Annotated in this window: 20 protein-coding genes; 6 read left to right on the top strand and 14 right to left on the bottom strand. The window is 69.6% G+C overall.

Features of this window, described 5'->3' with window-relative positions; genetic code table 11:
• Window positions 1–15: 15 nt before the first annotated feature.
• Entirely contained in the window at window positions 16–1,752 is a 1,737-nt protein-coding gene (locus tag AC6CCG_RS20870) for an ABC transporter ATP-binding protein (protein WP_496656562.1), read from the top strand.
• On the top strand, window positions 1,749–3,737 hold the full coding sequence (locus tag AC6CCG_RS20865; protein WP_496656561.1) for an ABC transporter ATP-binding protein: 1,989 nt from the start codon (window positions 1,749–1,751) through the stop codon (window positions 3,735–3,737). The genes AC6CCG_RS20870 and AC6CCG_RS20865 overlap by 4 nt, the downstream gene beginning before the upstream one ends.
• A gap of 88 nt (window positions 3,738–3,825) precedes the next feature.
• Here the strand turns inward: AC6CCG_RS20865 and AC6CCG_RS20860 are convergent, their stop codons facing one another.
• Together AC6CCG_RS20860 and AC6CCG_RS20855 are read right to left on the bottom strand one after the other, a co-directional pair.
• Window positions 3,826–4,821 carry a methyltransferase gene (locus AC6CCG_RS20860; protein ID WP_496656560.1) on the bottom strand — a complete coding sequence of 332 codons (996 nt, stop codon included), beginning with the start codon at window positions 4,819–4,821 and terminating at the stop codon, window positions 3,826–3,828.
• A gap of 38 nt (window positions 4,822–4,859) precedes the next feature.
• Entirely contained in the window at window positions 4,860–5,054 is a 195-nt protein-coding gene (locus AC6CCG_RS20855) for a hypothetical protein (RefSeq protein WP_496656559.1), read from the bottom strand.
• Window positions 5,055–5,208: 154 nt separating this feature from the next.
• Between AC6CCG_RS20855 and AC6CCG_RS20850 the strand changes: the two genes are divergently transcribed.
• A complete protein-coding gene (locus AC6CCG_RS20850; protein ID WP_496656558.1) occupies window positions 5,209–7,713 on the top strand; it encodes an ATP-binding protein in 2,505 nt (834 codons plus the stop codon).
• An 8-nt stretch (window positions 7,714–7,721) separates the two neighbouring features.
• Here the strand turns inward: AC6CCG_RS20850 and AC6CCG_RS20845 are convergent, their stop codons facing one another.
• Together AC6CCG_RS20845 and AC6CCG_RS20840 are read right to left on the bottom strand one after the other, a co-directional pair.
• Entirely contained in the window at window positions 7,722–8,396 is a 675-nt protein-coding gene (locus AC6CCG_RS20845; protein ID WP_496656557.1) for an ArsR/SmtB family transcription factor, read from the bottom strand.
• Between the two features lie 7 nt (window positions 8,397–8,403).
• Window positions 8,404–9,825, bottom strand: coding sequence for an MFS transporter (locus AC6CCG_RS20840; RefSeq protein WP_496656556.1), 1,422 nt, complete (start codon window positions 9,823–9,825; stop codon window positions 8,404–8,406).
• A gap of 304 nt (window positions 9,826–10,129) precedes the next feature.
• On the opposite strand from AC6CCG_RS20840, the gene AC6CCG_RS20835 reads away from it, so the two are divergent.
• Window positions 10,130–11,683 carry a molybdopterin-dependent oxidoreductase gene (locus tag AC6CCG_RS20835; RefSeq protein WP_496656555.1) on the top strand — a complete coding sequence of 518 codons (1,554 nt, stop codon included), beginning with the start codon at window positions 10,130–10,132 and terminating at the stop codon, window positions 11,681–11,683.
• Here the strand turns inward: AC6CCG_RS20835 and AC6CCG_RS20830 are convergent, their stop codons facing one another.
• The 5 genes from AC6CCG_RS20830 to AC6CCG_RS20810 all read right to left on the bottom strand — a co-directional run bounded on the left by AC6CCG_RS20830 (window position 11,684) and on the right by AC6CCG_RS20810 (window position 16,280).
• Entirely contained in the window at window positions 11,684–12,028 is a 345-nt protein-coding gene (locus AC6CCG_RS20830; RefSeq protein WP_496656554.1) for a cupin domain-containing protein, read from the bottom strand. It lies immediately after the preceding gene.
• A gap of 27 nt (window positions 12,029–12,055) precedes the next feature.
• Entirely contained in the window at window positions 12,056–13,060 is a 1,005-nt protein-coding gene (locus tag AC6CCG_RS20825) for an alpha/beta hydrolase family protein (protein ID WP_496656553.1), read from the bottom strand.
• Window positions 13,050–14,342, bottom strand: coding sequence for an ABC transporter substrate-binding protein (locus tag AC6CCG_RS20820; RefSeq protein WP_496656552.1), 1,293 nt, complete (start codon window positions 14,340–14,342; stop codon window positions 13,050–13,052). The genes AC6CCG_RS20825 and AC6CCG_RS20820 overlap by 11 nt, the downstream gene beginning before the upstream one ends.
• 81 nt (window positions 14,343–14,423) lie before the next feature.
• Window positions 14,424–15,713 carry an ABC transporter substrate-binding protein gene (locus tag AC6CCG_RS20815; RefSeq protein ID WP_496656551.1) on the bottom strand — a complete coding sequence of 430 codons (1,290 nt, stop codon included), beginning with the start codon at window positions 15,711–15,713 and terminating at the stop codon, window positions 14,424–14,426.
• A gap of 111 nt (window positions 15,714–15,824) precedes the next feature.
• Entirely contained in the window at window positions 15,825–16,280 is a 456-nt protein-coding gene (locus AC6CCG_RS20810) for a MarR family winged helix-turn-helix transcriptional regulator (RefSeq protein WP_496656550.1), read from the bottom strand.
• Window positions 16,281–16,356: 76 nt separating this feature from the next.
• On the opposite strand from AC6CCG_RS20810, the gene AC6CCG_RS20805 reads away from it, so the two are divergent.
• Window positions 16,357–16,773, top strand: coding sequence for a nuclear transport factor 2 family protein (locus AC6CCG_RS20805; protein ID WP_496656549.1), 417 nt, complete (start codon window positions 16,357–16,359; stop codon window positions 16,771–16,773).
• Between the two features lie 65 nt (window positions 16,774–16,838).
• Window positions 16,839–17,810, top strand: a complete 972-nt coding sequence (locus tag AC6CCG_RS20800) for an alpha/beta fold hydrolase (RefSeq protein WP_496656548.1) — start codon at window positions 16,839–16,841, stop codon at window positions 17,808–17,810.
• 259 nt (window positions 17,811–18,069) lie between these two features.
• Here AC6CCG_RS20800 and AC6CCG_RS20795 read toward each other — a convergent pair whose 3' ends face one another.
• The 5 genes from AC6CCG_RS20795 to AC6CCG_RS20775 all read right to left on the bottom strand — a co-directional run bounded on the left by AC6CCG_RS20795 (window position 18,070) and on the right by AC6CCG_RS20775 (window position 24,209).
• Window positions 18,070–18,879: an ABC transporter ATP-binding protein gene (locus AC6CCG_RS20795; RefSeq protein ID WP_496656547.1), complete on the bottom strand. Its 810-nt coding sequence runs from the start codon at window positions 18,877–18,879 to the stop codon at window positions 18,070–18,072.
• Window positions 18,876–20,816, bottom strand: a complete 1,941-nt coding sequence (locus tag AC6CCG_RS20790) for a dipeptide/oligopeptide/nickel ABC transporter permease/ATP-binding protein (protein ID WP_496656546.1) — start codon at window positions 20,814–20,816, stop codon at window positions 18,876–18,878. The genes AC6CCG_RS20795 and AC6CCG_RS20790 overlap by 4 nt, the downstream gene beginning before the upstream one ends.
• Complete coding sequence (locus tag AC6CCG_RS20785) at window positions 20,813–21,793, bottom strand: ABC transporter permease (protein ID WP_496656545.1); 981 nt, start codon at window positions 21,791–21,793, stop codon at window positions 20,813–20,815. Before AC6CCG_RS20785 ends, AC6CCG_RS20790 begins: the two co-directional genes overlap by 4 nt.
• A 12-nt stretch (window positions 21,794–21,805) precedes the next feature.
• Window positions 21,806–23,494 carry an ABC transporter substrate-binding protein gene (locus AC6CCG_RS20780; protein WP_496656544.1) on the bottom strand — a complete coding sequence of 563 codons (1,689 nt, stop codon included), beginning with the start codon at window positions 23,492–23,494 and terminating at the stop codon, window positions 21,806–21,808.
• Window positions 23,495–23,624: 130 nt separating this feature from the next.
• Window positions 23,625–24,209 carry a HEAT repeat domain-containing protein gene (locus tag AC6CCG_RS20775; RefSeq protein ID WP_496656543.1) on the bottom strand — a complete coding sequence of 195 codons (585 nt, stop codon included), beginning with the start codon at window positions 24,207–24,209 and terminating at the stop codon, window positions 23,625–23,627.
• Window positions 24,210–24,241 lie beyond the last annotated feature (32 nt).

The raw sequence follows: 24,241 nt of genomic DNA, 5'->3' as shown, positions 1-24,241 counted from the left end.
ACCCCGAGGACGCTCATGTTGATCAAGCTGCTCCGGACCTATCTGCGGCCCTACTGGGCCGCAGTGGTCGGGGTCGTCCTGTTCCAACTCATCGGCACCATCGCGTCGCTCTACCTGCCGAGCCTGAACGCCGCGATCATCGACAACGGCGTCGCCAAGGGCGACACCGCCTACATCACCAGCACCGGAATGATCATGCTCGTGGTCAGCCTGGTCCAGCTGGTCTGCGCCATCGGCGCCACCTACCTCGGCGCCCGCACCGCGATGGCGTTCGGCCGTGACCTGCGCGGCGCGATCTTCGACCGGGTGCTGCACTACTCCGCCCGGGAGCTGAACAGATTCGGCGCTCCGTCGCTGATCACCCGCAACACCAACGACGTCCAGCAGGTGCAGATGCTCGTGCTGATGACGTTCACCCTGCTGGTGATGGCGCCGATCACGATGGTCGGCGGGATCATCGCGGCCCTGCGCGAGGATGTCGGGCTGTCCTGGCTGGTCGCGGTCGCCGTGCCCGTGCTCGGCGTCTCGATCGGCCTCGTGGTCCGCAAGCTGGGCCCGCTGTTCCGGGTCATGCAGACCCAGATCGACACCGTGAACCGCGTGCTGCGGGAGCAGATCACCGGCATCCGGGTGGTCCGCGCCTTCGTCCGCGAGCCGGAGGAGGTCCGCCGCTTCGACACAGCCAACGGCGATCTGACCGCCACCGCCACCGCGGTCGGCAGGCTGTTCGCCTCCATGTTCCCGATCGTCATGTTGATCATGAACCTGTCCAGCGTCGCGGTGCTCTGGTTCGGCGCCCAGCGGGTGGGCAGCGGGGCCATGCAGGTCGGCTCGCTGACCGCCTACCTGACGTACCTGATCCAGATCCTGATGTCGGTCATGATGGCGACCTTCATGCTGATGATCGCGCCGCGTGCGATCGTCTGTGCGGAACGGATCTCCGACGTGCTCAACACCGAGTCCTCGGTGGTCATGCCGGACCGTCCGGTCGCCGTCGGCGGCACCGTCGGCCAGGTGCAGCTGAGCAACGCCGAGTTCACCTATCCGGGCGCCGATCATCCCGTGCTGCGTGACGTGTCGCTGACGGCGCGGGCCGGTCAGACGACCGCGATCATCGGCTCGACCGGTGCCGGCAAGACCACGTTGATCTCGCTGATCCCGCGGCTCTTCGACGCCACCGGCGGATCGGTGACGGTGGACGGGGCCGAAGTTCGTGATCTTGACGGCGAGGAGCTCTGGTCCAAGATCGGGCTGGTGCCGCAGCGGCCGTACCTGTTCACCGGGACGGTCGCCAGCAATCTGCGGTACGGGAACCCGGAGGCGACCGACGACGAGCTCTGGCACGCACTCCGGGTCGCCCAGGCCGAGGACTTCGTCCGGGCCATGCCGGACCAGCTGGAGGCGCCGATCGCCCAGGGCGGCACCAACGTCTCCGGCGGTCAGCGCCAGCGGCTCGCCATCGCCCGGGCCCTGGTCAAGAAGCCGGAGATCTACATCTTCGACGACTCGTTCTCGGCGCTCGACGTGGCCACCGACGCGCGACTCCGGGCCGCGCTGAAGGCCGAGACCGGGAACGCCGCGGTGATCATCGTCGGGCAGCGGGTGGCGACGATCGCCGACGCCGACGTGATCATCGTTCTCGAGGACGGGGCCGTGGTCGGGCGCGGCACCCACGACGAGCTGTTGCTCACCTCCCCGACCTATGCCGAGATCGTCGATTCCCAGCTGAGCGCCGAGGAGGCTGCAGCGTGACCGAGAAGACCGAAACCTCGGAGCAACCGAAGGCCAAGGCTCCGGAACGACCGAAGTACGCACCGACCGAACGCATCGCCGGCCCGCCCGGCGCCCGGCCGGTCGAGAAGTCGATGAACTTCCTGCCGTCGCTGAAGCGGCTGCTCGGCCATCTCGGTCCGGAGCGCAAGGTGATCGTCGTGGCGATCATCCTGGCCCTGGTCGGGATCCTGCTGAACGTGCTGGGCCCGATCATCCTCGGCGCGGCCACCGACACGATCTTCGCCGGCTTCCTGAGCACCAGGCCGGCCTCGGAGATCCCGCCCGACGTCGCGTCCCGGCTGAACATCGTGCCGGGCGCCGGGATCGACTTCGCCAGGCTCGGCCAGATCCTCGGCGGCGCGATCGTGATCTACGTGATCGCCTCGCTGGTGCTGTGGTTGCAGGGCTACCTGGTCAACGGCGCGATCCAGCGGTCCATCTTCCGGATGCGCAACGAGGTCGAGGCCAAGATCAACCGGCTGCCGCTCAGCTACTTCGACCGGCAGCCGCGCGGCGAACTGCTGAGCCGGGTCACCAACGACATCGACAACGTGTCCCAGTCGCTGCAGCAGACGCTGAGCCAGCTGCTCACCGCCTTGCTGACCGTGATCGGCGTGATCGTCATGATGTTCGTCGTCTCGCCGGTGCTGGCGGTGATCGCCCTGATCACCGTACCGGTGACGATCGTGATCACCACCTTGATCGGGAAGCGGTCGCAGAAGCTGTTCGTCGAGCAGTGGAAGAGCACCGGCGAACTGAATGCGCACATCGAGGAGGCCTACAGCGGCCACACCCTGGTCCGGGTCTTCGGCCGTTCCAAGGAGGTCGAGGCGGACTTCGACGAGCGCAACCAGCGGATGTTCAAGGCCAGCTTCGGCGCCCAGTTCGTCTCCGGGACGATCATGCCGTCGATGATGTTCATCGGGAACCTCAACTACGTCGTGATCGCCGTCGTCGGCGGCCTCCGGGTCGCCAGCGGAACGCTCAGCCTGGGCGACGTGCAGGCCTTCATCCAGTACTCCCGGATGTTCACCCAGCCGCTGACCCAGGTGGCGTCGATGGCCAACCTGCTGCAGTCCGGGGTCGCCTCGGCGGAACGGGTGTTCGAGGTGCTGGACTCCGAGGAGCAGTCGCCGGAGGCCACCGGGGTGCTCGACTCGACCCGGGGCCGGGTGGAGTTCGATCACGTCTCGTTCAGCTATGAGCCGGACAAGCCGTTGATCACCGACCTGTCGCTGACCGCGGAGCCGGGCCAGACGGTCGCGATCGTCGGCCCGACCGGCGCCGGCAAGACCACGCTGGTGAACCTGATCATGAGGTTCTACGAGCTGAACGGCGGCCGGATCACCATGGACGGTGTCGACATCGCCACCGTGCCCCGCAACGCGCTGCGCTCCCGGATCGGCATGGTGCTGCAGGACACCTGGCTGTTCCACGGCACGATCAAGGACAACATCGCGTACGGACGCCCGGGCGCGACCGACGCCGAGATCGTGGCGGCCGCCGAGGCCACCTACGTGGACCGGTTCGTCCATTCGCTGCCGGACGGCTACGACACCGTGATCGACGAAGAGGGCAGCAACGTCAGTGCCGGCGAGAAGCAGCTGATCACCATCGCCCGCGCCTTCCTGGCCGACCCGGCCCTGTTGATCTTGGACGAGGCGACCAGCTCGGTGGACACCCGGACCGAACTGCTGGTGCAGCAGGCCATGTCGGCGCTCCGCGCGGACCGGACCAGCTTCGTCATCGCGCACCGGTTGTCGACCATCCGGGATGCCGACGTGATCCTGGTGATGGAGAACGGGGCGATCGTCGAGCAGGGTACGCACAACGAACTGCTGGACCGGCAGGGTCACTACTTCGACCTGTACAACTCGCAGTTCTCCGGCGCGATCGAGATCGACGAGGAGGCGGCGGCGCCGAGCGGTGGGACCCCCACGCCGGCTCCGGCCATGCGTCGATGATCATGGAGTGATCGACACCGAACCGCGGGCCGGATCCCTTTCCGGCCCGCGGTTTCGGCGTTCTACGGTCGGTCCCGCGGCTCCGCGGCTAGGGCTTCCGGCCGATCACGGCTCCGTTCGCCCCGGCGGCGTCGAACCAGACCGTGCTGACGTCGCGGAAGCCGAGGTCCGCCAGCCAGCTGCCGTACTCGGCCGGCGTGTAGTTGCGGCCGTCGGACGTCTCGATGAGCATGTTGAGGCTCATCAGCGCGGCCGGGGGTGGGCCGGTGCGTTCGTCGTCGACCAGCAGTTCGGAGATGATCACCCGCCCGCCGCTCGGCAGGGCCGTCCAGCACTTCTGCAGGATCGCCCGGCCGTGGTCCTCCGACCAGTCGTGCAGGATCATCGAGAGGAGGACGGTGTCGTACCCCTCGGGCAGCGACGGGTCGGCGAAGAAGTCGCCGGGCACCGCATCGATCCGGTCCGAGAGCCCGGCCTCCTTGATCTTCCGGGCGGCGATGTCGGCGACCTTGGGCAGCTCGTACACCGTTGCGGACAGGTCGGGATAGGCCCGGCACAGTTCGATGTCGAACGCTCCGGAGCCCCCGCCGACGTCGAGCACCCGGCGCGCGTCCCTCAGGTCGACGGCCTGTCCCAGCACCCGGGCGGTGAACGTCGAGAGCGAGTGCATCGCTTCCCAGAACACCGCCAGCAGCTCGGGATCCTCGCCGTCGAACAGGGAATCCTGCCGGTCCGGGTCCCAGGTCGTCGGGCGGTTCGTCCGGATCGCGTCGGCCAGCCGGCCCCAGCCGGGATAGAGCCGCCGGTCCAGCATCTCCACCCAGCCGCCGAAGTAGTACGGCCGGCCGCGGACCAGGAACTCCTCGGCCAGCGGGCTGTTGCGATAGCGTCCGTCGGCCTTGATCAGCAACCCGAGAGACGCGCACCCGGTGAGCAGCATCTCGGCTGGCCGCCGCTCGATCGCGAGCGAGCCGGCCAGCTCTTCGCTCGTCGTACCGCCGCTGTCAGCCAGCCGGGAGAACAGGTCGAGCTCGTGCGCCGCGGCGAGCGTCTTGAACGCCCAGAAGCCGGTCGTCAGTTGCATCAGGGGGATGGGGGACAAGGCCCGATCGGCCTCGTGGGTCATGGAACCTCCAGCAAGCTCGTCGTCGGTGTCCGGTCGAGCTGAACCCGCCACCGGCCGCAACCGCCGCAGTGGTCGTACGCGAGCAGTCCCAGGCTGATCCGATGGCGGGACCTGGTTTGCCAGTCATGGCGGTGCGGCGGCTGCGCCGGGATCCCGGCGAGGTGCCGTTCCGGCCGTCGCGCGGTGCTCATCCGTCCTCCTCGTTGAATACGTCCCCTCGATCCTTCGGTCTGCGCGCACACCGCCGACAGGTCGCCGACCGGACAGCTGCCGGACATTTCAGGACCCGGCCGACCCCGGGACACCCGCCGCCGAACCCTCCTAGACTTCGGCGGGGAGGCAGGTGTGAGCGAACCTGGACGACCGTCGGATTTCGGTGAGGTGCTGCGCGGCTGGCGCGAGCGTGCGCTGCTCACCCAGGAGGAGCTCGGCCGGCGGGCCGGGCTCGATCCGCGGACCCTGCGCCGCTGGGAGTCCGGCGCAGCCACCCGACCGCACGGCAGTTCGTTGCGCCGGGTCGCCGAGATTCTCGACCTGGATCCCGAGGAGGCGGCGACGCTGGCGGCTGCCGCTCGGGGCGGCAGTACACCGGCCCCGACCGTGACGCCCGAACGGCCGCAGCAGTTGCCGCCGGCCCCGTCGCACTTCGTCGGCCGCGGCGAAGAGCTGGCCGCGGTGCGGGGCCACGCGTCCGCGGGCCGGACCGTTGTCGCCGTCGAGGGTATGGCGGGCGTGGGCAAGACCGCGTTCGCGATCCAGGCCGGGCGACTGCTCGCGCCCGACTTCCCGGACGGTCACCTCTTCATCGACCTGCACGGCTTCAGCGACCGCACCCGGCCGGTCGACCCGGCCGAGGCCTTGGTCCGGCTGATCCGTGCGCTGAACCTGTCGACGGACCAGTTGCCGGCGGACGTCGAAGAACTGGCCAGCCTGTTCCGCAGCCTGGTCGCGGATCGTCGCCTGCTCCTCGTGTACGACAACGTCGGCACGGCGAGCCAGGTCGCGCCGTTGCTGCCGGCCACACCCACCTGCCTGGTCCTCACCACCAGTCGGCACACGCTCACCGGCCTCGACCGGGACGCGACCGTCCGACTGGACGTGTTGGCGCGGTCCGAGGCCGCCGACCTGTTCGTCCGGACCTCGGAGACTCCCGGTTCGCCCGACGCGGACCTGCTGGCGGAGGTGGTGGAACTCTGCGGCCGACTGCCGCTGGCGGTCCGGATCGCCGCAGCCCGGTTCCGCTCCCGGCCGTCCTGGCGGCTGGCCGACCTCGTCCTGCGGCTGCGCGAGCAGCGCGCGGCCTTTCTCGACCAGCACGACGACCACGTCCCGGGCGTCTCCGCTGCCCTCGACCTCTCCTATGCCGCGTTGGACGAACCGACCCGGCGCGCCTACGGCCTGGTCGGTCTCGCGCCCGGCCCCGATCTCGGTGCCGACGCGGCTGCCGCACTGTTCGGCACCGCGGTCACCGCCGCCGGATCGGCGCTCGAGAGCCTGCAGGACCTGCACCTGCTCAACGAGGACCCGGCCGGGCGGTACAGCCTGCACGACCTCACCCGGAGCCACGCAGCCCGGCAGGCGCGGCTGGTCCAGACCGAACAGGACCGTACGGACGCGCTGGTCCGGCTTCTCGAGCACTACTGCGCCTGGGCGGGCGCTGCGATGGATGTGGCCCATCCGTACACCCGCAGCCGGCGACCGGAGCTGCCCCAGGTCGAGCACCCGGACTGGACGGCCGACCAGGCGAACGCCTGGCTCGACGCCCAGCTGCCCAACCTGCTGGCCGGCGCCCGGGCCGCCGCCGAATTCGGCCTGGACCGGTACGTCATCGACCTGGCGGGCCTGCTGCCCCGCACGTTGATCATGAAGCACCTGATCGGTGAGACCGGCAGCCTGCTCGAGCTGGCCCTTCGTGCCGCCGAGAAGCTGGGCGATCGTGCCGCGACAGCCCGAGCGCACCGGGACCTGGGCAAGGTACGACGACACCAGGTCGACTTCCGGGGAGCGGCCGGCCACTTCGCTCAGGCCCTGACCATGGCCGTGGCGGAACGACTGCCCCTGGTGGAGGTGGAGGCGCGCATCGAACTCGCCGCCACGGTGCATTACGGCGGCACGGACGTGGACCCCGACGAACACTTCACCCGGGCCCTGCAACTCGCGGAGGCGACGGGTGACGAGCTCGGACTGCTCGAGTCACACTTCCTGATCGGCCACGCCCGGCTGAACGAGGGCGCCTACCGGTCGGCGGCTGATCACTTCCACCAGGCCCTCACGCTCTCTCGTCGAGTGGGCTACCGAGCGGGCGTGGTCGAATCGATGATCGGTCGAGGGCGGGCCATGGCCGGGCTGGGGCAACGGGAAGCGGCCGTCGAGGACTTCGAGTTTGGCGTGCGTCTGGCCCGCCAGGAGGGCCTGCCGATGGCCGAACTCTCCGGGCTGTCGGGTCTGGCGGCCGCCGTCCGGCGGGCCGGCGACCCGGTGTCCGCGCTGGACCGCTATCGCGAGGCGCTGGCGGCAGCCCGCCGGGTGGGAGACCAGAACTGGCAGTACGAGGCCCACCTCGGGATCGGCCGGGCCCACCTCGACCTCGGTGACGGCCCTTCCGCGCTGGACCACCTTCGGCAAGCTCAGCTGGTGGCCGAGCGCCGCCGGGTGCAGGCTGATCTCGCGCGGGCCGAAGACGGCCTCGGCGATGCCTGGGCCCTTCTCGGCGATCGGGGCCGGGCCCGGGCGCACTGGCAGGCCGCCCTCGAGCTGCTCACCGAGCTCGGCGTTGATCACACGGACGGCCCGGAGACGTCTCGCGAATCGATCAGCCGGAAGTTCAGCGCGGAGTCGGCCGGTTCCTGATCATCGGCTCAGTCCGACTGCAGCCGGCCGCCGGAGCGGACCCAGCGGGCCAGGCCGCCGTCCAAGCGGCGGACCGGATGGCCGGCCCGCTCCAGCTGCTCGACGGCCCGGCCGGAGGCGAAGCAGTACGGGCCGTCGCAGTAGGCGATCACGTCGTGATCAGCGGGAATCTCGTCCATCCGCTGCCGCAGCTCGGTGAGCGGGATCGAGACCGCGCCCGGAATGTGCCCCCGGGCGTAGTCCTCGGCGGCCCGGACGTCGATGATCACCGTGTGCTCGTCGCGCAGGCGTTCCCGGAACTCCTTGACCGAGACCCGTTGCAGCCCGCCCGGCTTGCGGCTCAGCTCGTCCAGTTCGATCTTCATCCCGGACAGCGTCTCCTCCGCAAAGGCCTGGAACTCGCCGAGGAACTTCGACACCCGCCGGCCGGCCAGCCGGTAGTGGATCCGGACCCCGTCCCGCCGCGTCTCGACCAGCTGCGCGGCCCGCAACTGCTGCAGCTGGGCCGAGGTGTTCTTGACCGGCTGGTGCGCCGCGCGGGCCAGTTCCTCGACCGTGTGCTCACCCTGCTCCAGCAGGTCGAGCAGCCGGAGCCGTACCGGATTGGACAGGGCCTTACCGAGCCGGGCCAACTGGTCGTAGACGCCGGTGTCGTCGAAATCGTTCGGCTCTGGCCGATTCATGATCCTCCTAAGTACGGATCCGGAGGGCTCGGGCGGCGATAACGAGGGCCAGCACGCCGACCACAGCGTAGCCGTAGCCGAGCAGCTGGGCCGATCCGATGATCGCCGGCCCGCCGAGCCCGACCAGCAGACCGGCCAGCGCGGAACCGAACGCGTTGGAGATCAGCTGCACCGTGTTGACGCCGGCCGCGGCCTGCTGGGACTCGGCGGGGTCGGTCGAACTGGCCATCACCGCCGGCATCCACTGGACGAACGACATCCCGATCCCGGTTCCGGCGATGATCAACGCCACGAACCAGAGGCCGATCAACACCGGCCCGGGATCCGTGACCTGCAACGCGGTGTAGCCGGCCAGTCCGATCGCGACCAGCGCCGGGCCGACCAGCCGGACCACCCGGGTCGCCGCCGGCCGGGACACGCCGCTGGACAGGATCGAGGCGAGGCTCCAGCCCCAGGACAGCGAGGCGCCGAGCAGCCCGGCACCGAGCGGCGAGAGGCCGCCGATCCGCTGCCCGAACAGCGGCAGGAACGTCTCGATGGTGGAGCCGATCGCCAGCGCGGCGATGCTGAGGTAGAACCAGATCAGGACCGACCCGCGTCGGAAGGTCCGCCGCGGCAGCACCTGGACCGAGCCGGTCCGCTCGGCGATCACGAACCCGACGACCAAGATCACGGCCACGGCGATCAGGCCGATCCTGATCACCGCCTGCTCGTTGATCGACGCCACGCTCACCGCGGTGGTGGCCAGGGTGAGCAGCACCAGCGACAGAACCGGTACGGCGGCGGGGGCGTTCGCCTCCCCGTCCGCGTGCTGGTCCGGCATGGCCCGGCGGACCAGCACGGCGATCCCGAGCGTGCTGATCACCAGCAGCACGAAGGCGCCGCGCCAGGCGCCGAACTGGGCGAACAGGCCGCCGAGGACCGGTCCGACCAGGTTGCCGACGCCCCACATCGCCGACAGCAGACCGAAGGCCCGACGCCACAGCCGCTCCGGCAGGACCGTCCGGATCACCGCGAAGGCCAGCCCGGCCAGCAGGCCGCCGCCCAGTCCCTGCAGCCCGCGACCGACCAGCAGCACCGGCATCGTCGGGGCCACCGCCGCGACCAGGCTGCCGGCCCCGAACAGGCCCAGTGCGATCCAGTACGAACGCCGCGGACCCTGGCCGGACAGGGTCCGGCTGACCAGCATCGAGGTGATCACCGAGGCGATCAGGAACACCGTCATCGCCCAGGCATAGAGCTCCATGCCGCCGATCTCGACGACGGCACTGGGCAACAGGCTGGTGGTCAGATAGACGTTGATCGCGTAGAGGGCGACGCCGCCGCCGAGCACCGTCATCGGGCCGCGCGCCTCCGGCCCGAACAGGTCCCGCCAGCCGTCTCCCGCTGCAGCCCGGGGGCGCGTCGTGGTATTGCTCTCCTGACTCATATTCTAAGGATCGTTAGAACATCAGATATTGTCAAACTCTGACGGCGGGCCGCCCGGCGTTGCCCCGCCGAACCGGCGGGCGCACCATGGAAGGGTGACGACCGCCCCACCCGACCGCAGCACAGGTCCCGGCCCGCTCGACGAGCCGACCCAGGGCGCCCGGCCAGGCTCCGCTCCAGCGGCCCGGGCGGATCGGTCCGGCCCGGGCGGGTCCGACGCGGGTGATTCCAGCGCGGGCGGTTCCGGGTCTGGCGGGAACGGCTCAGGCAGGAACGGCCCGGGAGCGAACGGTTCGGGCGGCGGCATGCCGACCGGCGGTTCGCCGGGGACCGCCGGCGGCACCGGCCGTGGACTGACGGGACGGGCTGCCCTGGTCGGCGCCGCCGCCGGCCTGCTCGGCATCGGAGTCGCGGAGTTCGGCTCGGCGGTGCTGGCGCCGGCCGGTTCACCCCTGGTCGCCGTCGGCGACGCCGTGATCGCCAACCTTCCGGCTCCGCTGATCAACTTCGGCAAGGAGGTGCTCGGCACCGCCGACAAGCCGGTCCTGATCGTCATCGTGGCGCTGGTCAGCCTGGCCGTGGCGGCGGTGGCCGGCGTGGTCGAACGCCGGCTCCGCTGGGCCGGCCTGGCCCCGGTCCTGGTGCTCACCGTCCTGGCGCTGCTGGCGATCCGGGCCGGTGATCCGGGCGGCTGGCTGGCCTACGTCCCGATGATCATCGGCAGCACGCTGGCGTACCTGATCTTGTGGAACCTGATCGCGCGACTGCGGCCGTCCGGCCGGACGACCGACCCGGCCGGCCGACGCCGGGTGCTCGGACTCTCCGTGCTGGTGGCCGGGCTCGGTGCCGCCGGAACCCTGGCCGGCCGGGCCATCGGCGGTGCCCTGCAGGCCGTCAACGAGGCCCGGCAACGGATCCGGCTCCCGGCTCCGGCGCGACCGGCCGACCCGGTGCCGGCCGGCGCCGACCTGGCGGTGCCCGGGTTGACGCCGTACGTCACGCCGAACGAGCACTTCTACCGGATCGACACCGCGCTGCAGGTGCCGCAGGTCGACCCGGCGACCTGGCAGCTCCGCGTGATCGGGATGGTCGAGCGGGAGATCACCCTCAGCTTCGACGAGTTGATCAACAAGCCGCTGGTCGAGCACCAGATCACGTTGTGCTGCGTCTCCAACGAGGTCGGCGGATCCCTGATCGGCAACGCGACCTGGCTGGGCTGGCCGATCCGTGAGGTGCTGGCCGCGGCCCGGCCGCTGCCGGGCGCCGACATGGTGCTGTCCCGCAGCCAGGACGGGTTCACTGCCGGCACGCCGCTCGAGGTGCTCACGGATCCGGGCCGGCAGTCGCTGCTCGCCGTGGGCATGAACGGCGAGCCGTTGCCGTTCGAGCACGGCTTCCCGGTCCGGATGGTGGTGCCCGGCCTGTACGGCTACGTCTCGGCGACCAAGTGGGTGGTCGAGCTGAAGGTGACGACGTTCGAGGAGGACGCGGGCTACTGGACGCCGCTCGGCTGGTCCGCGCTGGGCCCGATCAAGCTCGCGTCACGGATCGACACCCCGCGCCGCAGCGTCGCGGCGGGCACGGTCATGATCGCCGGCGTCGCCTGGTCCCAGCACACCGGCATCGGCAGCGTCGAGGTCAAGATCGACGACGACGCCTGGCAGCAGGCCCGGCTGGCCGACGTCACCGGCCCGGACACCTGGCGCCAGTGGGCGTACGAGTGGGCCGCCAGTCCGGGTGATCACACGATCACGGTCCGGGCCGTCGACGCCGAGGGCCGTCCGCAGATCGAGGCGACCGCCCCGCCCGCGCCGGACGGAGCGACCGGCTATCACTCGGTGTCGATCACGGTCGACTAGTCATTCGAGCCATTCGGTCTCGAACTTGCTGCCCGCGTGGATGTGCACCGCCTCGTACCCCTGCGGGCCGGTGGCGAACTTGTGCGGCGTGTCGGCGGGTACCACGAGCACCAGTCCCGCCTTGCCGACCAGCTGCTCGGTGCCGATGGTGAAGGTGGCCGAACCGCGCCGGATGATGAAGGTCTCGGCGTACGGGTGCTTGTGCAGCCGCGGCCCGATGCCCTCCCGCGTCGTCGACTCGAGAATGATCGAAATGCTGGCGTTGCCCGGCAGTTCCTCGTAGTTCTGTTCCCAGTCCTCGCCGTCGTCGCGGCCGTCCTCACGATTGATCACGAAGCCATCCATGGACCGAGGGTAGGTCCACACCGGCGTTCAGGCCAGTGCCCGCTCCAGCCAGGCGAAGGACTGCCAGCCACTCACCTCGTGGCCGCCCGGGTGCAGGTCGGTACCGAACCGGTCCGCCACGCCGGCTGCCGCGTAAGCCTTGGCCAGCTGGTCCGCGGCGCGCTCGAAGCCGCCGCGCGGAAAGATCGGATCCCGCTCGCCCGACTCCAGGAACAGCCGCCGAGGCATGATCAACTCCAGCAGATCGGGCTGCTCGGCCAGCGCCAGCACACCCGGCAGGTAGTTGCACAGACAGTGCCGGACCGCGCGGATCGAGTCGGCGAACGTGTTCGGGTAGCCGCACAGCACGGTGGCCCGGACCCGGTCGTCGAGCGCCGCGACGATCATGGACAGCATCGAGCCACCGGAGTGCCCGACGATGCCGATCCGGTCCGGGTCGACGTCGTCCCGCGCCGCGAGTTGATCAAGGACGCCGAGCAGCTCGACCACCCGCAGGCCGGTCAGCGTGGCGCCCTGCATCAGGAACGTGCTGGCCAGGCGGTAGCAGGCGTTGCCGGCGTCGGCGTCGTAGCCGTGATCGGCCCGGCTGCGCCGCTCCCCGAAGCCGACCACGTCCGGCGCCAGCACGATCAGGCCGCGGCGGACCAGTGCGACCGCGAAGTGGTGGTGTCCGTCCTGATCATCCGGATCCGGGGCACCGTCCGGCAGCATCCCGGTGACCTGCCGGCTGCCGTACCCGTGGCCGTGCACGGCGAGCACCGCCGGGGCCCGGGCCGGCGCGCCGTCGGGGATCAGCAGGTAGGCCCGGCATCGCAGGCCGGACAGGAGTTCCAGCTCGATCCGGTCCCGCCGGTAGCCGTCGCAGTCCACCTGCTCGACGATCTTGGGCTCGGTGTCGATCCGCATCCCGAGGAACGGCGTGGTCAGGTCGCGGAGGTACGCCAGCCGCTGCTCGGCCGAGACGGCGTCCCGGTCGAGCGACCGGTCCAGTACGGACAGCGCGGGGTCGGCCCCTGGTTCGTCAACCCGCATCGAGCATCCCCTGCACCTCCGTCGTGAACCGTTCCGCGGCCTGCTCCGGGCTGAGCCTGGTGAAGAAGACGTCCGAGACGTACCGCTTCAGGACGTTCTGCACGTCGCTGGCGCCGACCGGCGGCACCGGCGGCGCGTCCTTGATCTCGTCGGCGAGCCCGTCCAGGAAGCGCAGCGACTCGAGGTCGACCGGGCGCAGTGCCTCCTCGACGGCCGGCCGGGTGGCCCGGTTGATCGGCGCGCCGCGGTCGACCAGCAGCGTCTTGGCGGCGTCCGGGTCGTTGATCAGGAAGTTCAGGAACGTGATCGCCTGGTCCCGCCGCTCGGTCCGCGCCGACAGCGACCAGAACATGCTCGGTTTGTAGTAGAGGCCGTTGTCGGCCGCCCGCCCGGTCCGGCTGGGCGGCCGGAGCTGCACCAGGTCCGAGCCGCTGGTGCCCTCCAGCGAACCGAGCTGATTCGTCCAGTACCAGGTCATCGCGGCCCGGTTGGTGCCGAACGCCGATTGCTCCAGCGAGGCATCCGCCTCCTCGACGTACCGCTCGGCCGCCGGGCCGGCGCCGGCCTCCATCAGCGCGAACAGCTCCGTGAAGAAGTCGATCAAGGTCTCCGGCCGGTAGCCGAGCCCGCCGTCCGCCGTGTAGAGCTGTTCGCCGTGCTGCCGCAGCCAGATGATCAAATAGGCCTCGTTGATGCCGTACGCGGTGCCGATGATCTTGCCGCCCGAGTCCTTGCCGATCTTGGTCGCGACCTCGCGATAGTCGTCCCAGGTCCAGGTCTGGTCGTCCGGCAGGTCCAGTCCGGCGTCGGCGAACAACTGCGGATTCGCGACCACCGTGTACGCGTTCTGGCCGGTGCTGATGCCGTACAGCTGGTCGGTGTAGCTGCCGGCGGCGAGGGCCTGCTCGTCGATCGTGCCGAGCTCGAGACCGGCCGCCTCGCGGAGATTCATCAGGGCACCGCGCTCGCCGTACTCGGCGATGTACTTCTGGTCCATGTTGATCACGTCCGGCGCGTCGTTCGCGGCGGTCATCGTGGCCAGCTTGTCCCAGTAGCTGCCCCACTCGCCCGGCTCCGGCGCCACCGGGATGTCCGGGTGCCGGCTGGTGAACAGGTCGATCACGGCCTGGGTCTGCCGGTTCAGGTAGTCGTTGCCCCACCAGGCGAACCGGACCGGTCCGCCGCCGGGGCCGGCCGTACCGGAACGCCCGCAGCCGACCAGGCCGAGCCCCGCCAGCCCGGCCATCGCTCCCAGCATCCCGCGCCGGTTCAGTACACCCATCGGAACTCCTCGACTCTGAGAACCTCGATTGAGAAACCGTTTTCCTGAGGCTATCGTACGGGAGTCGTCAAGAGTGGCCGATCAGCCGAGGGCGGTCTCCGACTCGGTCGTGAACCGAGCCGCCGCCTCCTGGCCGGAGATCTTCCCGAACAGCACGTCCGAGTGGGCCCGGGCCAGGACGTCGCCGAGGATGGTGCCGCCGCCCGGCGGCGGGGACGGCGGCGTGTCACCGAGGGCCGGCTCCAGGTCGGCGATGAACTGCGCGACCCGGCGCCCCTCCGGCGTCAGCTTGGACTCGATCGCCGCCGCCACCTCCAGGTTGGCCGGATAGCCCCGCTCGTCCAGGCAGATCGAGGCACACTCGACACTGTTCACCCACCAGTCGATCAGCGCGGCAACCTCCTCGGGATGCTTCGTCCGGCTGGAGGCCGACCACATCATCGAGGGGTGGTACCAGGCCTTGAGATCGGCCGCCTTCCCGGTCACGCTCGGCAGCCGCAGCATCGCGATCTCCGTGCCGGCCGCCTTGGTGGTCGCGGCCAACTGGTTGGACCAGCTGATCATGAACGCGGTCCGGCCTTCGACCAGCGTGGACTGCTCGAGGGACTTGCTGCCGTCCTCGATCACCACCTCGGTCGGCGGGATGGCCTTCGCCTCCATGAAGTCGATCATGAGCGCGAAGTAGGCCTCCAGATCCGCCGCGGTGAAGGCGAGCCGCCCCTCCGGCGTGAACAGGTCAGCGCCGTTCTGCCGTAGCCAGGCCTGCATCGCCTTGTCGCTGAACGGGCTGGCGGTGCCGAAGATCCCGTCCCGCGACTTCGCGGTGACCTCCGCGGCCAGTTCGCGATACTCGGCCCAGGTCCAGGTCTGGTCGTCCGGCAGCTCGACCTTCGCCTTCTCGAGGACGTCCGGCCGGGCCATGATCACCGGCGTGTTGATGCCCGCGTTGATCCCGACCAGCTTGCCGTCCACCCGCCCCGAGTCCAGCGTGCCCGGCCCGAACTTCGACACGTCGACGAGGTCGGCCAGGTCCAGCAGCGCGCCCTTGGAGCCGTAGTCGCCGACGAAGCCGTCGGCCATCTGGATCAGATCCGGCGCATCGTTGCCGGCGGTCTGGGTGGCCAGCCGTTCCCAGTACGCCGAGAACTCGGCCGGCTGCTGGTCGACCACCAGGCCCGGATGATCCTTCAGGTAGAGCTCGATGGCCTGCCCGGTCTGGGCGTTGCGCAGGTCGTTGCCCCACCACGCGAAGATCACCGTCGCCGACCCGTCACCCGTCGGCGCACCGCTGTTCCGGCCGCAGCCCGCGAGCCCGGCCACGGCAGCGCCACCCGCCAGCCCGAGCAGCCCGCGCCTGGTCAGTCCGACCATCGTTCCTCCTCGTCGAGAAAGGGGTTTCTGACCTCGAGGCTAAGTGCCCGACCGGCACTGGGTCAATATTCACTCCCGAGAAGACATGCTCACCGCGGCGCAGCGGACCGTTCAGTCGCCGTCGGGGTCGGTCGCCTCATGGTGCTCCAGCAAGGTCCGGATCAGTCCGACGTAGCGGCGCCGGTCGGCGACCGAGAGCGGCTCGAGGAAGTCGTCCTGGACCCGGTCCAGGGCTCGGTCGAGCCGGTGCAACTGGCGGCGCCCGGCCGCGGTCATGGACACGATGTTGCGGCGACCGTCGGCGGGATCGGGGGTGCGCTCGACCAGGCCGGCCGCGGCGAGCTCATTGACGGCCGCGACGATATCACTGCGGTCGACGGCGACGCTGCGCCCGAGATCGGCCTGGCTGGACGGGCCGAACTCGTCCAGCGATGCGAGCAGCCGGTAGTGGTAGCCCTTGGCCCCGACACTCTCGAACGCCTGACCGACCAGCCGGTGCACGTGCCGGGCCAGTTGCGTCGTGAGATAACTCGGCTTGCGGGACAGTCGCTCGGGACGAGGTGCCATGACCGAACTCTACCGACTCGTTGGTGTTCCCAACGAAGTCGTCTATCGTTGGCCGTACCAACGAAAGGATCCGACCATGATCACCGAGTTCCCCGACGACCGACTCGAGATCGCCGACCTCGTGGCCCGGCTGGGCTTCTGGCTCGACCGCCGCGGTGGCGACCCCGCCTCGATCTACGACCAGGACGTCGTCGTTCGCAGCCCGGGCGGAGAGTTCACCGGCTTCGACGCCGTGATCGCGTACCTGACCCGCGACGATGCCGCCGACGAGCGGGCTCAGCACTTCCACACCGACCTGATCATCGACCTCGACGGCGACCGGGCCAGGGTCCGGGGCAACCAGCTCGTGCAGGTCTTCCGGACCGGCCAGCCGCCACACCGGACCGCCGGACTCCGGCTCGACTACCGACTGATCCGGCGCGCCGAAGGCTGGCGCCTGGCCACGATCGACATCGACCTCGCCTGGGTCATCGGAGCGCTCGCGGCCGCCTGACCCAGAGGAAATCTAAGGCAGCTATATTTTTAGAGGTGCTCAATCAAGCGATGGGGAGAGCGGCCATGCCAGAACCGGCACAGCACGTCGTCGAAACCAACGGCATCGCTCTGCACGTGAGCGAGGCGGGAACCGGACCGGCCGTGTTGCTGCTGCACGGCTTCCCGGAGCTCGCCTATTCCTGGCGCCACCAGCTGAGCGGGCTCGCGGCGGCCGGCTACCGCGCGATCGCTCCCGATCTCCGTGGTCACGGCCGATCCGCTGCGCCCGCGAAGGTCGAGGCGTACGGGATGCGCACGCTGATGGCCGACCTCACCGGCCTGCTGGACGCACTCGACGTCGGCGAGGCGGTCGTGGTCGGCCATGATCAGGGTGCGCTGCTGGCGTGGGCGCTGGCCGAGGCCCATCCCGAGCGGGTGACCGCGGTCGCCGCGCTCGGGGTGCCGTACCACCCGCGGCCGCCCAAGCCGCTGACCCGACTGCTGACCGAGCACGCTCCGGACACCTTCAACGTCGTGACGTACTTCCAGCAGCCCGAGGTCCCGGAGCAGGAGTTGCAGGCCGATGTCCGGGACACGCTGCTGAAGGTGTTCGCGGCTCAGTCCGGCGATGCCGACCCGGAGCTGGTGCCGAGATGGCTGACCGGCACACCGGCCGGCTCCGGCTTTCTCGAACCGTTGCCGGCGCCGGCTCGGCTGCCGTACTGGCTGAGCGAGGAGGACCTGGACCGCTACACAGCGGAGTACCGGCGCACCGGCTTCACCGGCACGCTGAACCGCTATCGCAACATCGACGCCGACTGGTTCGACCTGCCCGAGCTCGGTACGGGCACGATCACGCAGCCGGCGCTCTATCTGACCGGCGACCTGGACTCCGCCTACCGGCTCGGCACGCTGGAACCGATGAAGGCCCACTCGGCCGATCTTCGCGCGATCATCATCCTGCCCGGCTGCGGGCACTGGACCCAGCAGGAACGGCCGCAGGCGGTGACCGATCACCTGATCGCCTTCCTGGCCGGCCTCGACCCGAAGCCCTGAGCCCCTCCGCGGCAACTCTGAGACGGTTTGTCACAGTCGTCGCCTGCAGGTAACCCGCAGCTAACCCGGGTCCCGGCATCATCGTCCACGAGGCGCTCACCACCGGGTTCGATGCCGCGGGGAACCCGGTGGGGCGCCTCACCAAGCTCGTCGATGCCGTTCCGGAGGCGAAATCAGCCACCGACCCCTTCCGTCGACCGGTCACTTCTGCAGCGACACGCCGCCAGAACGCCTGCTTTGGTGACCGGTCGGCGGAATCTTAGAGGAGGCGCTTGCGGGGGTCGGGAGCGGCGGCGAGGAGGCGTTGGGTGTACTCGTGCTGCGGGTCGGCGATCACTTGGCGGCTCGGGCCGCGTTCGACGACCTCGCCGTGATACATGACCAGGGTCTCGTCGGAGTAGGCCTCGGCGCTGCCCAGGTCGTGGGTGATGTAGAGGATCGCCAGGTTCTCCTCGCGGCGCAGGGTGTCGAGCAGGTCGAGCATCTCCTTGCGGATGCTGACGTCCAGCATCGAGACCGGCTCGTCGGCCAGCAACACCCTGGGCTCCGCGGCCAGGGCCCTGGCGAACGAGATCCGCTGTCGCTCGCCGCCGGACAGCTCGTGCGGAAAACGATCAAGGTAGCGGTCGGCCGGCTCCAGGTTGACCCGGCGGAGCAGCTCCAGCGAGCGCTCCCTGATCTCCGCGGCCGTCGAGGCCTTGCCGTGGATCTTCAGCACCCGGCCCAGCACGTGGTTGATCCGGTGCAATGGGTTCAGTGACGCGAACGGGTCCTGCAAGATCATCTGGACCGAGCCGCAGTACCGGGTGAACGCCTTGCCGCCGAGCGCTCGCACCGGTTCCCCGTCGAGCAGGATCTCGCCGGACGTGATCGGCTGCAGCTGCGCCATCAGCCGGGCCACCGTGCTCTTGCCCGAGCCGCTCTGGCCGACCAGCGCCGTCACCCGGCCCGGTATCAGGCCGAGCGATACGTCGCTGACCGCGCGGAACCGGTTCGCCGAGCCGATCCGCCGGCCGGCCCGGCGGAACTCCTTGATCAGGTTCCGGCCCTCGAGGACGTACTCGGTCACAGTCGGGCCCCCAGATCAGCCAGCGAGGTGAGCAGCGATCGGGTGTACGGGTGCCCCGGCTCGGCGTACACCTCGACGGACGGGCCGTACTCGACCAGCCGACCGGCCCGCATGATCGCGATCGAGTCGCTGATCTCCAACAGCAGGGCCAGGTCGTGGGTGGTGAAGATGATCGCGAAGCCGAACTCGTCCCGCAGGGCCATGATCTGATCCAGCACCTCGCGCTGCACCAGCAGGTCCAGCGCGGTGGTCGGCTCGTCCATGATGATCACGTCCGGGTCCAGCACCAGCGCCAGCGCGATCGCGACCCGCTGCTTCATTCCGCCGGACAGCTCGTGCGGGTAGTTGTGCACCCGGTCCGGCTCGATCCCGACCTTGATCAACATCTGCTGGGCCAGTTCGGTCCGTTCGGCGCGCGACATCCGCGGCCGGTGCACCCGGAGCACGTCGTCGAACTGCGCCCGGATCGTGGTGACCGGGTTCAGCGCGTTCATCGCCGACTGGAAGACGATCGCGATCTCGGACCAGCGCAACGAGCGGAGCTCCGGCTGGGACAGGCCGAGCACGTCGACGGCCGTGGCGTCGTCGGGTCCGGTCTGCCCTTCGACAAGCTCAGGGGACGTTCGGCCGGCACGCCGGTGGTACGTCACGGTGCCGCCGGCCACCTCCGCCGGGGCGCGGAGCAGCCGGGTCACGGTGTTGGTCAGCGTCGTCTTGCCGCTGCCCGACTCGCCGGCCAGGCCGAGGATCTCGCCGCGATGCAACGTCAGCGACACGTCCTGGACGGCATGCACCAGACCATGATCGGTCGGGTAGTCGACGCGCAAGTTGCGCACCTCGATCACCGGGGCTCCGTCCCGACCGGCCCGATCCCGGATCACCGGTTCGGCCTCGGCGAACTCCCGGCGATCGGCCTCGCGGGCTGTCTCGACCACCGGTTCCTCGCCGGCCACCGGCTCGGTCAACGCCGGCCCGGCCCCGGGCGGTGTGCTCGCCGCGGACAGGTCCAGGGCCGCGGCGCGCCGCCCGACGGCGGCCTTTCCACGCCGCTTGCCGGTCCGGAGCCGCGGGTTGGCGTACTCGTCGATGCCGAAGTTGATCAAGGCCAGGCCGGCGCCGAGCAGGGCGATCGCCAGACCCGGCGGCACGAACCACCACCAGGCGCCGTACAGGAACGCCTGTGAGCTCTGGGCGAAGTAGAGCATCGAGCCCCAGCTGACCGTGGTCAGCGAACCCAGTCCGAGGAAGGACAGGCCGGCCTCGGCCATCACGCCGCCGATCACCATGAACAGGAAGCCGGAGGCGATCAACGGCAGCTCGTTGGGGATCACCTCGGTGAAGATGATCCGCCAGCGCGACTCGCCGGTGGCCCGGGCCGCCTCGACGAAATCCCTGTTGCGCAAGGACATCGTCTGAGCCCGGAGCACGCGCGCTGAGCCAGCCCAGGAAGTGATCGCGATGACCACGGCCACCGCCTGGATGCCGCGGTTGGGCAGGTAGCCGGTCAGCACGATCAGCAGCGGCATCCCCGGGATCACCAGGAACACGGCGGTCAGGATGTAGAGCAGATCGTCGGTGACGCCGCGGACATAGCCGCCGATCACACCGATCAGCACCGCGATGATCTTGGAGATGATCGCCGCGAAGACGCCGACGGCGAGCGAGACGCGCGCTCCGTAGACGAACTGGGCGAAGACGTCCTCGCCGATCTGCGTGGTGCCGAGCCAGTGCGCCGGCGACGGCGGCTGGAGCAGGTCGCGGCTGGTCGCGTCCGGTGAGTGCTGGGCCAGCAGCGGGCCGAACACCGCGAACAGGACGAAGAAGATCGCGATGATCAGGCCGGCCCGGACCTTGCCCGACTCGGGCCAGAGTCGCCCCAATGCCGTGCGGATCGGGCTCGGCCCTTCGACAGGCTCAGGGCTCGTGTGCCGGCTCATGCCTGCTCCTGCCGGGTGCGCGGATCGAGGAAGACGTAGACCACGTCGGCGGCCAGGTTGGCGATGATCACCGCGAATGAGATCACCAGGAACATGCCCTGCATCAGCGGGAAGTCCTGGTTCTGCACGGCGGTGAACAGGGCGTAGCCGACGCCGGGATAGTTGAAGATCACCTCGGTCAGCATCGAGCCGCCGACGACGGCGCCGAGGGAGAGCGCGAACGACGTGACCGAGGGCAGGATCGCGTTGCGAGCCGCGTACCCGAGCATGACCATCCGCTTCGGCAGGCCCTTCGCCTCGGCCAGCGTCACGTAGTCCTCGCCGAGGATGGTGACGGTCATGTTGCGCATGCCCATCACCCAGCCGGCAAACGAGGCGAGCACGATCGTGATCGCCGGTAACGCGGCGTAGTAGAGCACCGAGCCGATGAAGTCACCGGTCCAGCCCGGCGTGATCGCCGGATCGTAGCCGCCGGCGATCTCGAACCAGCCCAGGGTCACGCCGAACACCAGCACCAAGATCAACGCCAGCCAGAAGTACGGGATCGCGTTGAGAAAGGTGAGCACCGGCAGCAGATGATCGGTCCAGCTGCCGCGGCGCCAGGCCAGCAGCACCCCGAGCAGCGTGCCGATCAGGAAGCTGATCACCGTCGTGGTGCCGATCAGCCCGATCGTCCAGGGCATCGCGTCCCCGACGATCTTGGCCACCGGCACCGGATAGAACCCGATCGAGAGGCCGAGATCGCCACGGAACAAGGCGAACAGGTAGTCCCGGTACTGCAACAGCAGATTCGTCTCGGTCAGCCCGTAGGCCTCGCGCAGGGCCTGCAGCGCCGCCGGATCGAGGGTGCCCTCGATCCGCTCGGTGAGCAGGTCCACCGGATCGCCCGGCATCAGCCGGGGGATCAGGAAGTTGAGCGTGATCGCGGACCACGCGATGAACAGGTAGAGCGCAATCTTGCGAAGCAGATATCGCATCGAGAACGCGGGCTACTTGGTCGGCTTCAGTTGCTTGATCACCAACAGGTTGTCCGGGTAGGAGTACGGCGCCGGCAGCGCGTACGGATTCTCCTTGGTCGGCCAGCCGTCGAAGTTGACCGTCCGGTACTGGAACCAGTTCGGGCTCTGCAGCAAGGGAATCAGCGGCAGTTCGTCGACCACGATCTGCTGCATCCCGGCGATCGCCTGCTGCTGCGCCGCGGCGTCGTTGCTGCCCTCGTACTTCGCGAACAGCGCGTCGGTCTCCGTGTCGTACCACCGGCTGTAGTTCGACGTGGCCGGCTTGCCCTCGGCCACCTTGAACTCGGAGCTCATCATCGACCGGTAGAGGAAGTACGGCGCGGTGCCGCCGGCCACCGAGGCGATGGTGATGTCGTAGTTGCCGAGGTTCCGGTTCTCCGACCAGTTCTGCGTCGCGACGCCCTGCGGCTTGAGATCGATCCCGATCTCCTTCAGCTGCTCCTGCAGCAGCTTGCTCATCGCCACCCAGTCCACGTAGCCGGACGGGATGACCAGGTCGAAGCTCAGCTTCTTGCCGTCCGGCGAGGTCCGGATGCCGTCGGCACCGCGGGTGTAACCGGCGTCGTCCAAGATCTTGTTCGCCTGGGCGGGATCGTGGACGAACTTCGCGTCCTTGTACTTCGGGTCCATCGCGGACTCGAAGGCGGGCAGCACCAGGCCGGTCGGGTGGGCCGGCGGCGTGTAGCCCTGCATCGCCGTGTCCGACAGCACCTGCCGGTCGACCCCGAGGCTGATCGCCTTGCGCAGGTCAAGATCATCGAACGGCGCCTTCTGCTGGTTGACCAACAGGTTGACCGAACCGTCGCCGGGGAACCAGTACTTGTTGTGCTGCGGGTCCTTGGCCACGAAGATCTGGTCGATGTTGGCGACGAAGCCGCCGGACCAGTCCAGCTTGCCCTGCTGCAGGCTGGTGGTGAAGGTCTGCGTCGTCGAGGCCGGGAAGGCGATCTGCTCGACCTTGATCGACTCCGCGTCCCAGTACTTCGGGTTCTTCTGCAGCGTGTAGACCTGATCACTGAAGGACTTCAGCGTGTACGGCCCGGTCCCGATCGGCTTCTCGTTGGTGAACTCGACCGGCTTCTCCTTGCCGAACACGTGTTCCGGCAGCGGAGTGGTGTTGCCGATGCTCGGCATCCGGGCGAACGCCGGCTCGGTGAAGGTCACCGTCACGGTGTCCTCGTCCACCTTCTTCGCCGACTTCACCGGCAGTGCGCCGGTGTTCGTCGCGGGCTCCTCGACGTACAGATTGAAGGTGTACGCGACGTCGTCGGCCGTGAACGGCTCGCCGTCGGACCAGGTCACCCCGGCCCGCAGGTCGAGGGTGAGCTCGGTGCCGTCGTCGTTGAACTCCGCCTTCTCGGCGAGCCACGGCTGGCCCTCGTTCGGCTTCATCGGCGTGTACGCCATCAGCGGCTCGTAGATCAGCCCGCGGGTGCCCGGCAGGAACGTGACCGAGATCGGGTTGAAGTTCGCCTGGTACGTCGGCGTCGAGCTGGCGTGCACGTTGAGCACCGGCTGCTCGCCGCCGTTCTGCCCCGGCTGCTGGCCACCACTACCGGCGGTGCTGCAGCCCGTGATCATCAACGCCGCGGCGCCGATCAGAGCAGCCGCACGGAGAGAGAACCTCCGGGGATGGAAGGTCCGGGGGTGGAACGTCATGGGTTGTCTTCTCCTCGTCGCCGCAGCCTGCCGGCAGGGTATTGAGTGACCGTAGGGGCCTGCAACCGGCCATGTCAAGGATTTACAAGATCTGTGATCAACGTGTCGTTCTACGACAAAAGATCTTGACTCACAGGTCGCGGTCGAGTCGCTGCCGGATCCGGTCCAGGGCGCGCTCGGCGGCCGCGGCGACCAGCCGGTCGGGATCGTCGGCGGCGCCGGCCAGGACCGGCAGGTGCTCGCCCTCGCCGACCGCGGCCAGGGCCCGGCAGGCGGCGGCACGGACCCGCGGCACCGGGTCGCCGGCGACCAGGTCGGCCAGCCGGTCGGCCGCGTCCGGCACCTCCCGGTTGCTGATCACCTTCCCGGCGAGCTCTCGTACCCGCCAGTGATCATCATCGAGCGCGGCGGCGACAGCCGGTCCGGCGCTGTCGTCCCAGACGTAGAGCAGGGCCCGGCAGGCCCAGACCCGGGCCCAGTAGCGGTGGCCGGGCGGCTTGCCGCCGGCCAGCCAGTCCCGGGTCGCCGCCCGCTCGGCCACGCCCTCCCGGATGTCGGTCCTGAGCATGGTGATCAACTCGAGCGGTTCCCCGGAGACGACCTCGGCCGGGTCGGTGCCCAGGGTCTCAGCCGCGACCCGGACCACGCGGTCCGCGCCCCACAGCCGGACCGCGTACGCGACCCGCTCGGCGGGCGTGCCACGGTCGTCGGCCATGGCACGTGAGCGTAGCGGCCCCCAACGCGCAC

This window comes from Microlunatus sp. YIM B11417 (assembly GCF_059617205.1).
This window is presented reverse-complemented; position numbering and strand designations above follow the sequence as displayed.

Bases quoted from the DNA above. Each gene is read 5' to 3' on its own strand.
- AC6CCG_RS20785 (WP_496656545.1), bottom strand. From the start codon at position 21,793: ATGCGATATCTGCTTCGCAAGATTGCGCTCTACCTGTTCATCGCGTGG.
- AC6CCG_RS20780 (WP_496656544.1), bottom strand. From the start codon at position 23,494: ATGACGTTCCACCCCCGGACCTTCCATCCCCGGAGGTTCTCTCTCCGT.
- AC6CCG_RS20860 (WP_496656560.1), bottom strand. From the start codon at position 4,821: ATGCAACTGACGACCGGCTTCTGGGCGTTCAAGACGCTCGCCGCGGCG.
- AC6CCG_RS20855 (WP_496656559.1), bottom strand. From the start codon at position 5,054: ATGAGCACCGCGCGACGGCCGGAACGGCACCTCGCCGGGATCCCGGCG.
- AC6CCG_RS20830 (WP_496656554.1), bottom strand. From the start codon at position 12,028: ATGGATGGCTTCGTGATCAATCGTGAGGACGGCCGCGACGACGGCGAG.
- AC6CCG_RS20870 (WP_496656562.1), top strand. From the start codon at position 16: ATGTTGATCAAGCTGCTCCGGACCTATCTGCGGCCCTACTGGGCCGCA.
- AC6CCG_RS20805 (WP_496656549.1), top strand. From the start codon at position 16,357: ATGATCACCGAGTTCCCCGACGACCGACTCGAGATCGCCGACCTCGTG.
- AC6CCG_RS20835 (WP_496656555.1), top strand. From the start codon at position 10,130: ATGCCGACCGGCGGTTCGCCGGGGACCGCCGGCGGCACCGGCCGTGGA.
- AC6CCG_RS20825 (WP_496656553.1), bottom strand. From the start codon at position 13,060: ATGCGGGTTGACGAACCAGGGGCCGACCCCGCGCTGTCCGTACTGGAC.
- AC6CCG_RS20790 (WP_496656546.1), bottom strand. From the start codon at position 20,816: ATGAGCCGGCACACGAGCCCTGAGCCTGTCGAAGGGCCGAGCCCGATC.
- AC6CCG_RS20800 (WP_496656548.1), top strand. From the start codon at position 16,839: ATGCCAGAACCGGCACAGCACGTCGTCGAAACCAACGGCATCGCTCTG.
- AC6CCG_RS20845 (WP_496656557.1), bottom strand. From the start codon at position 8,396: ATGAATCGGCCAGAGCCGAACGATTTCGACGACACCGGCGTCTACGAC.
- AC6CCG_RS20815 (WP_496656551.1), bottom strand. From the start codon at position 15,713: ATGGTCGGACTGACCAGGCGCGGGCTGCTCGGGCTGGCGGGTGGCGCT.
- AC6CCG_RS20810 (WP_496656550.1), bottom strand. From the start codon at position 16,280: ATGGCACCTCGTCCCGAGCGACTGTCCCGCAAGCCGAGTTATCTCACG.
- AC6CCG_RS20840 (WP_496656556.1), bottom strand. From the start codon at position 9,825: ATGAGTCAGGAGAGCAATACCACGACGCGCCCCCGGGCTGCAGCGGGA.
- AC6CCG_RS20820 (WP_496656552.1), bottom strand. From the start codon at position 14,342: ATGGGTGTACTGAACCGGCGCGGGATGCTGGGAGCGATGGCCGGGCTG.
- AC6CCG_RS20775 (WP_496656543.1), bottom strand. From the start codon at position 24,209: ATGGCCGACGACCGTGGCACGCCCGCCGAGCGGGTCGCGTACGCGGTC.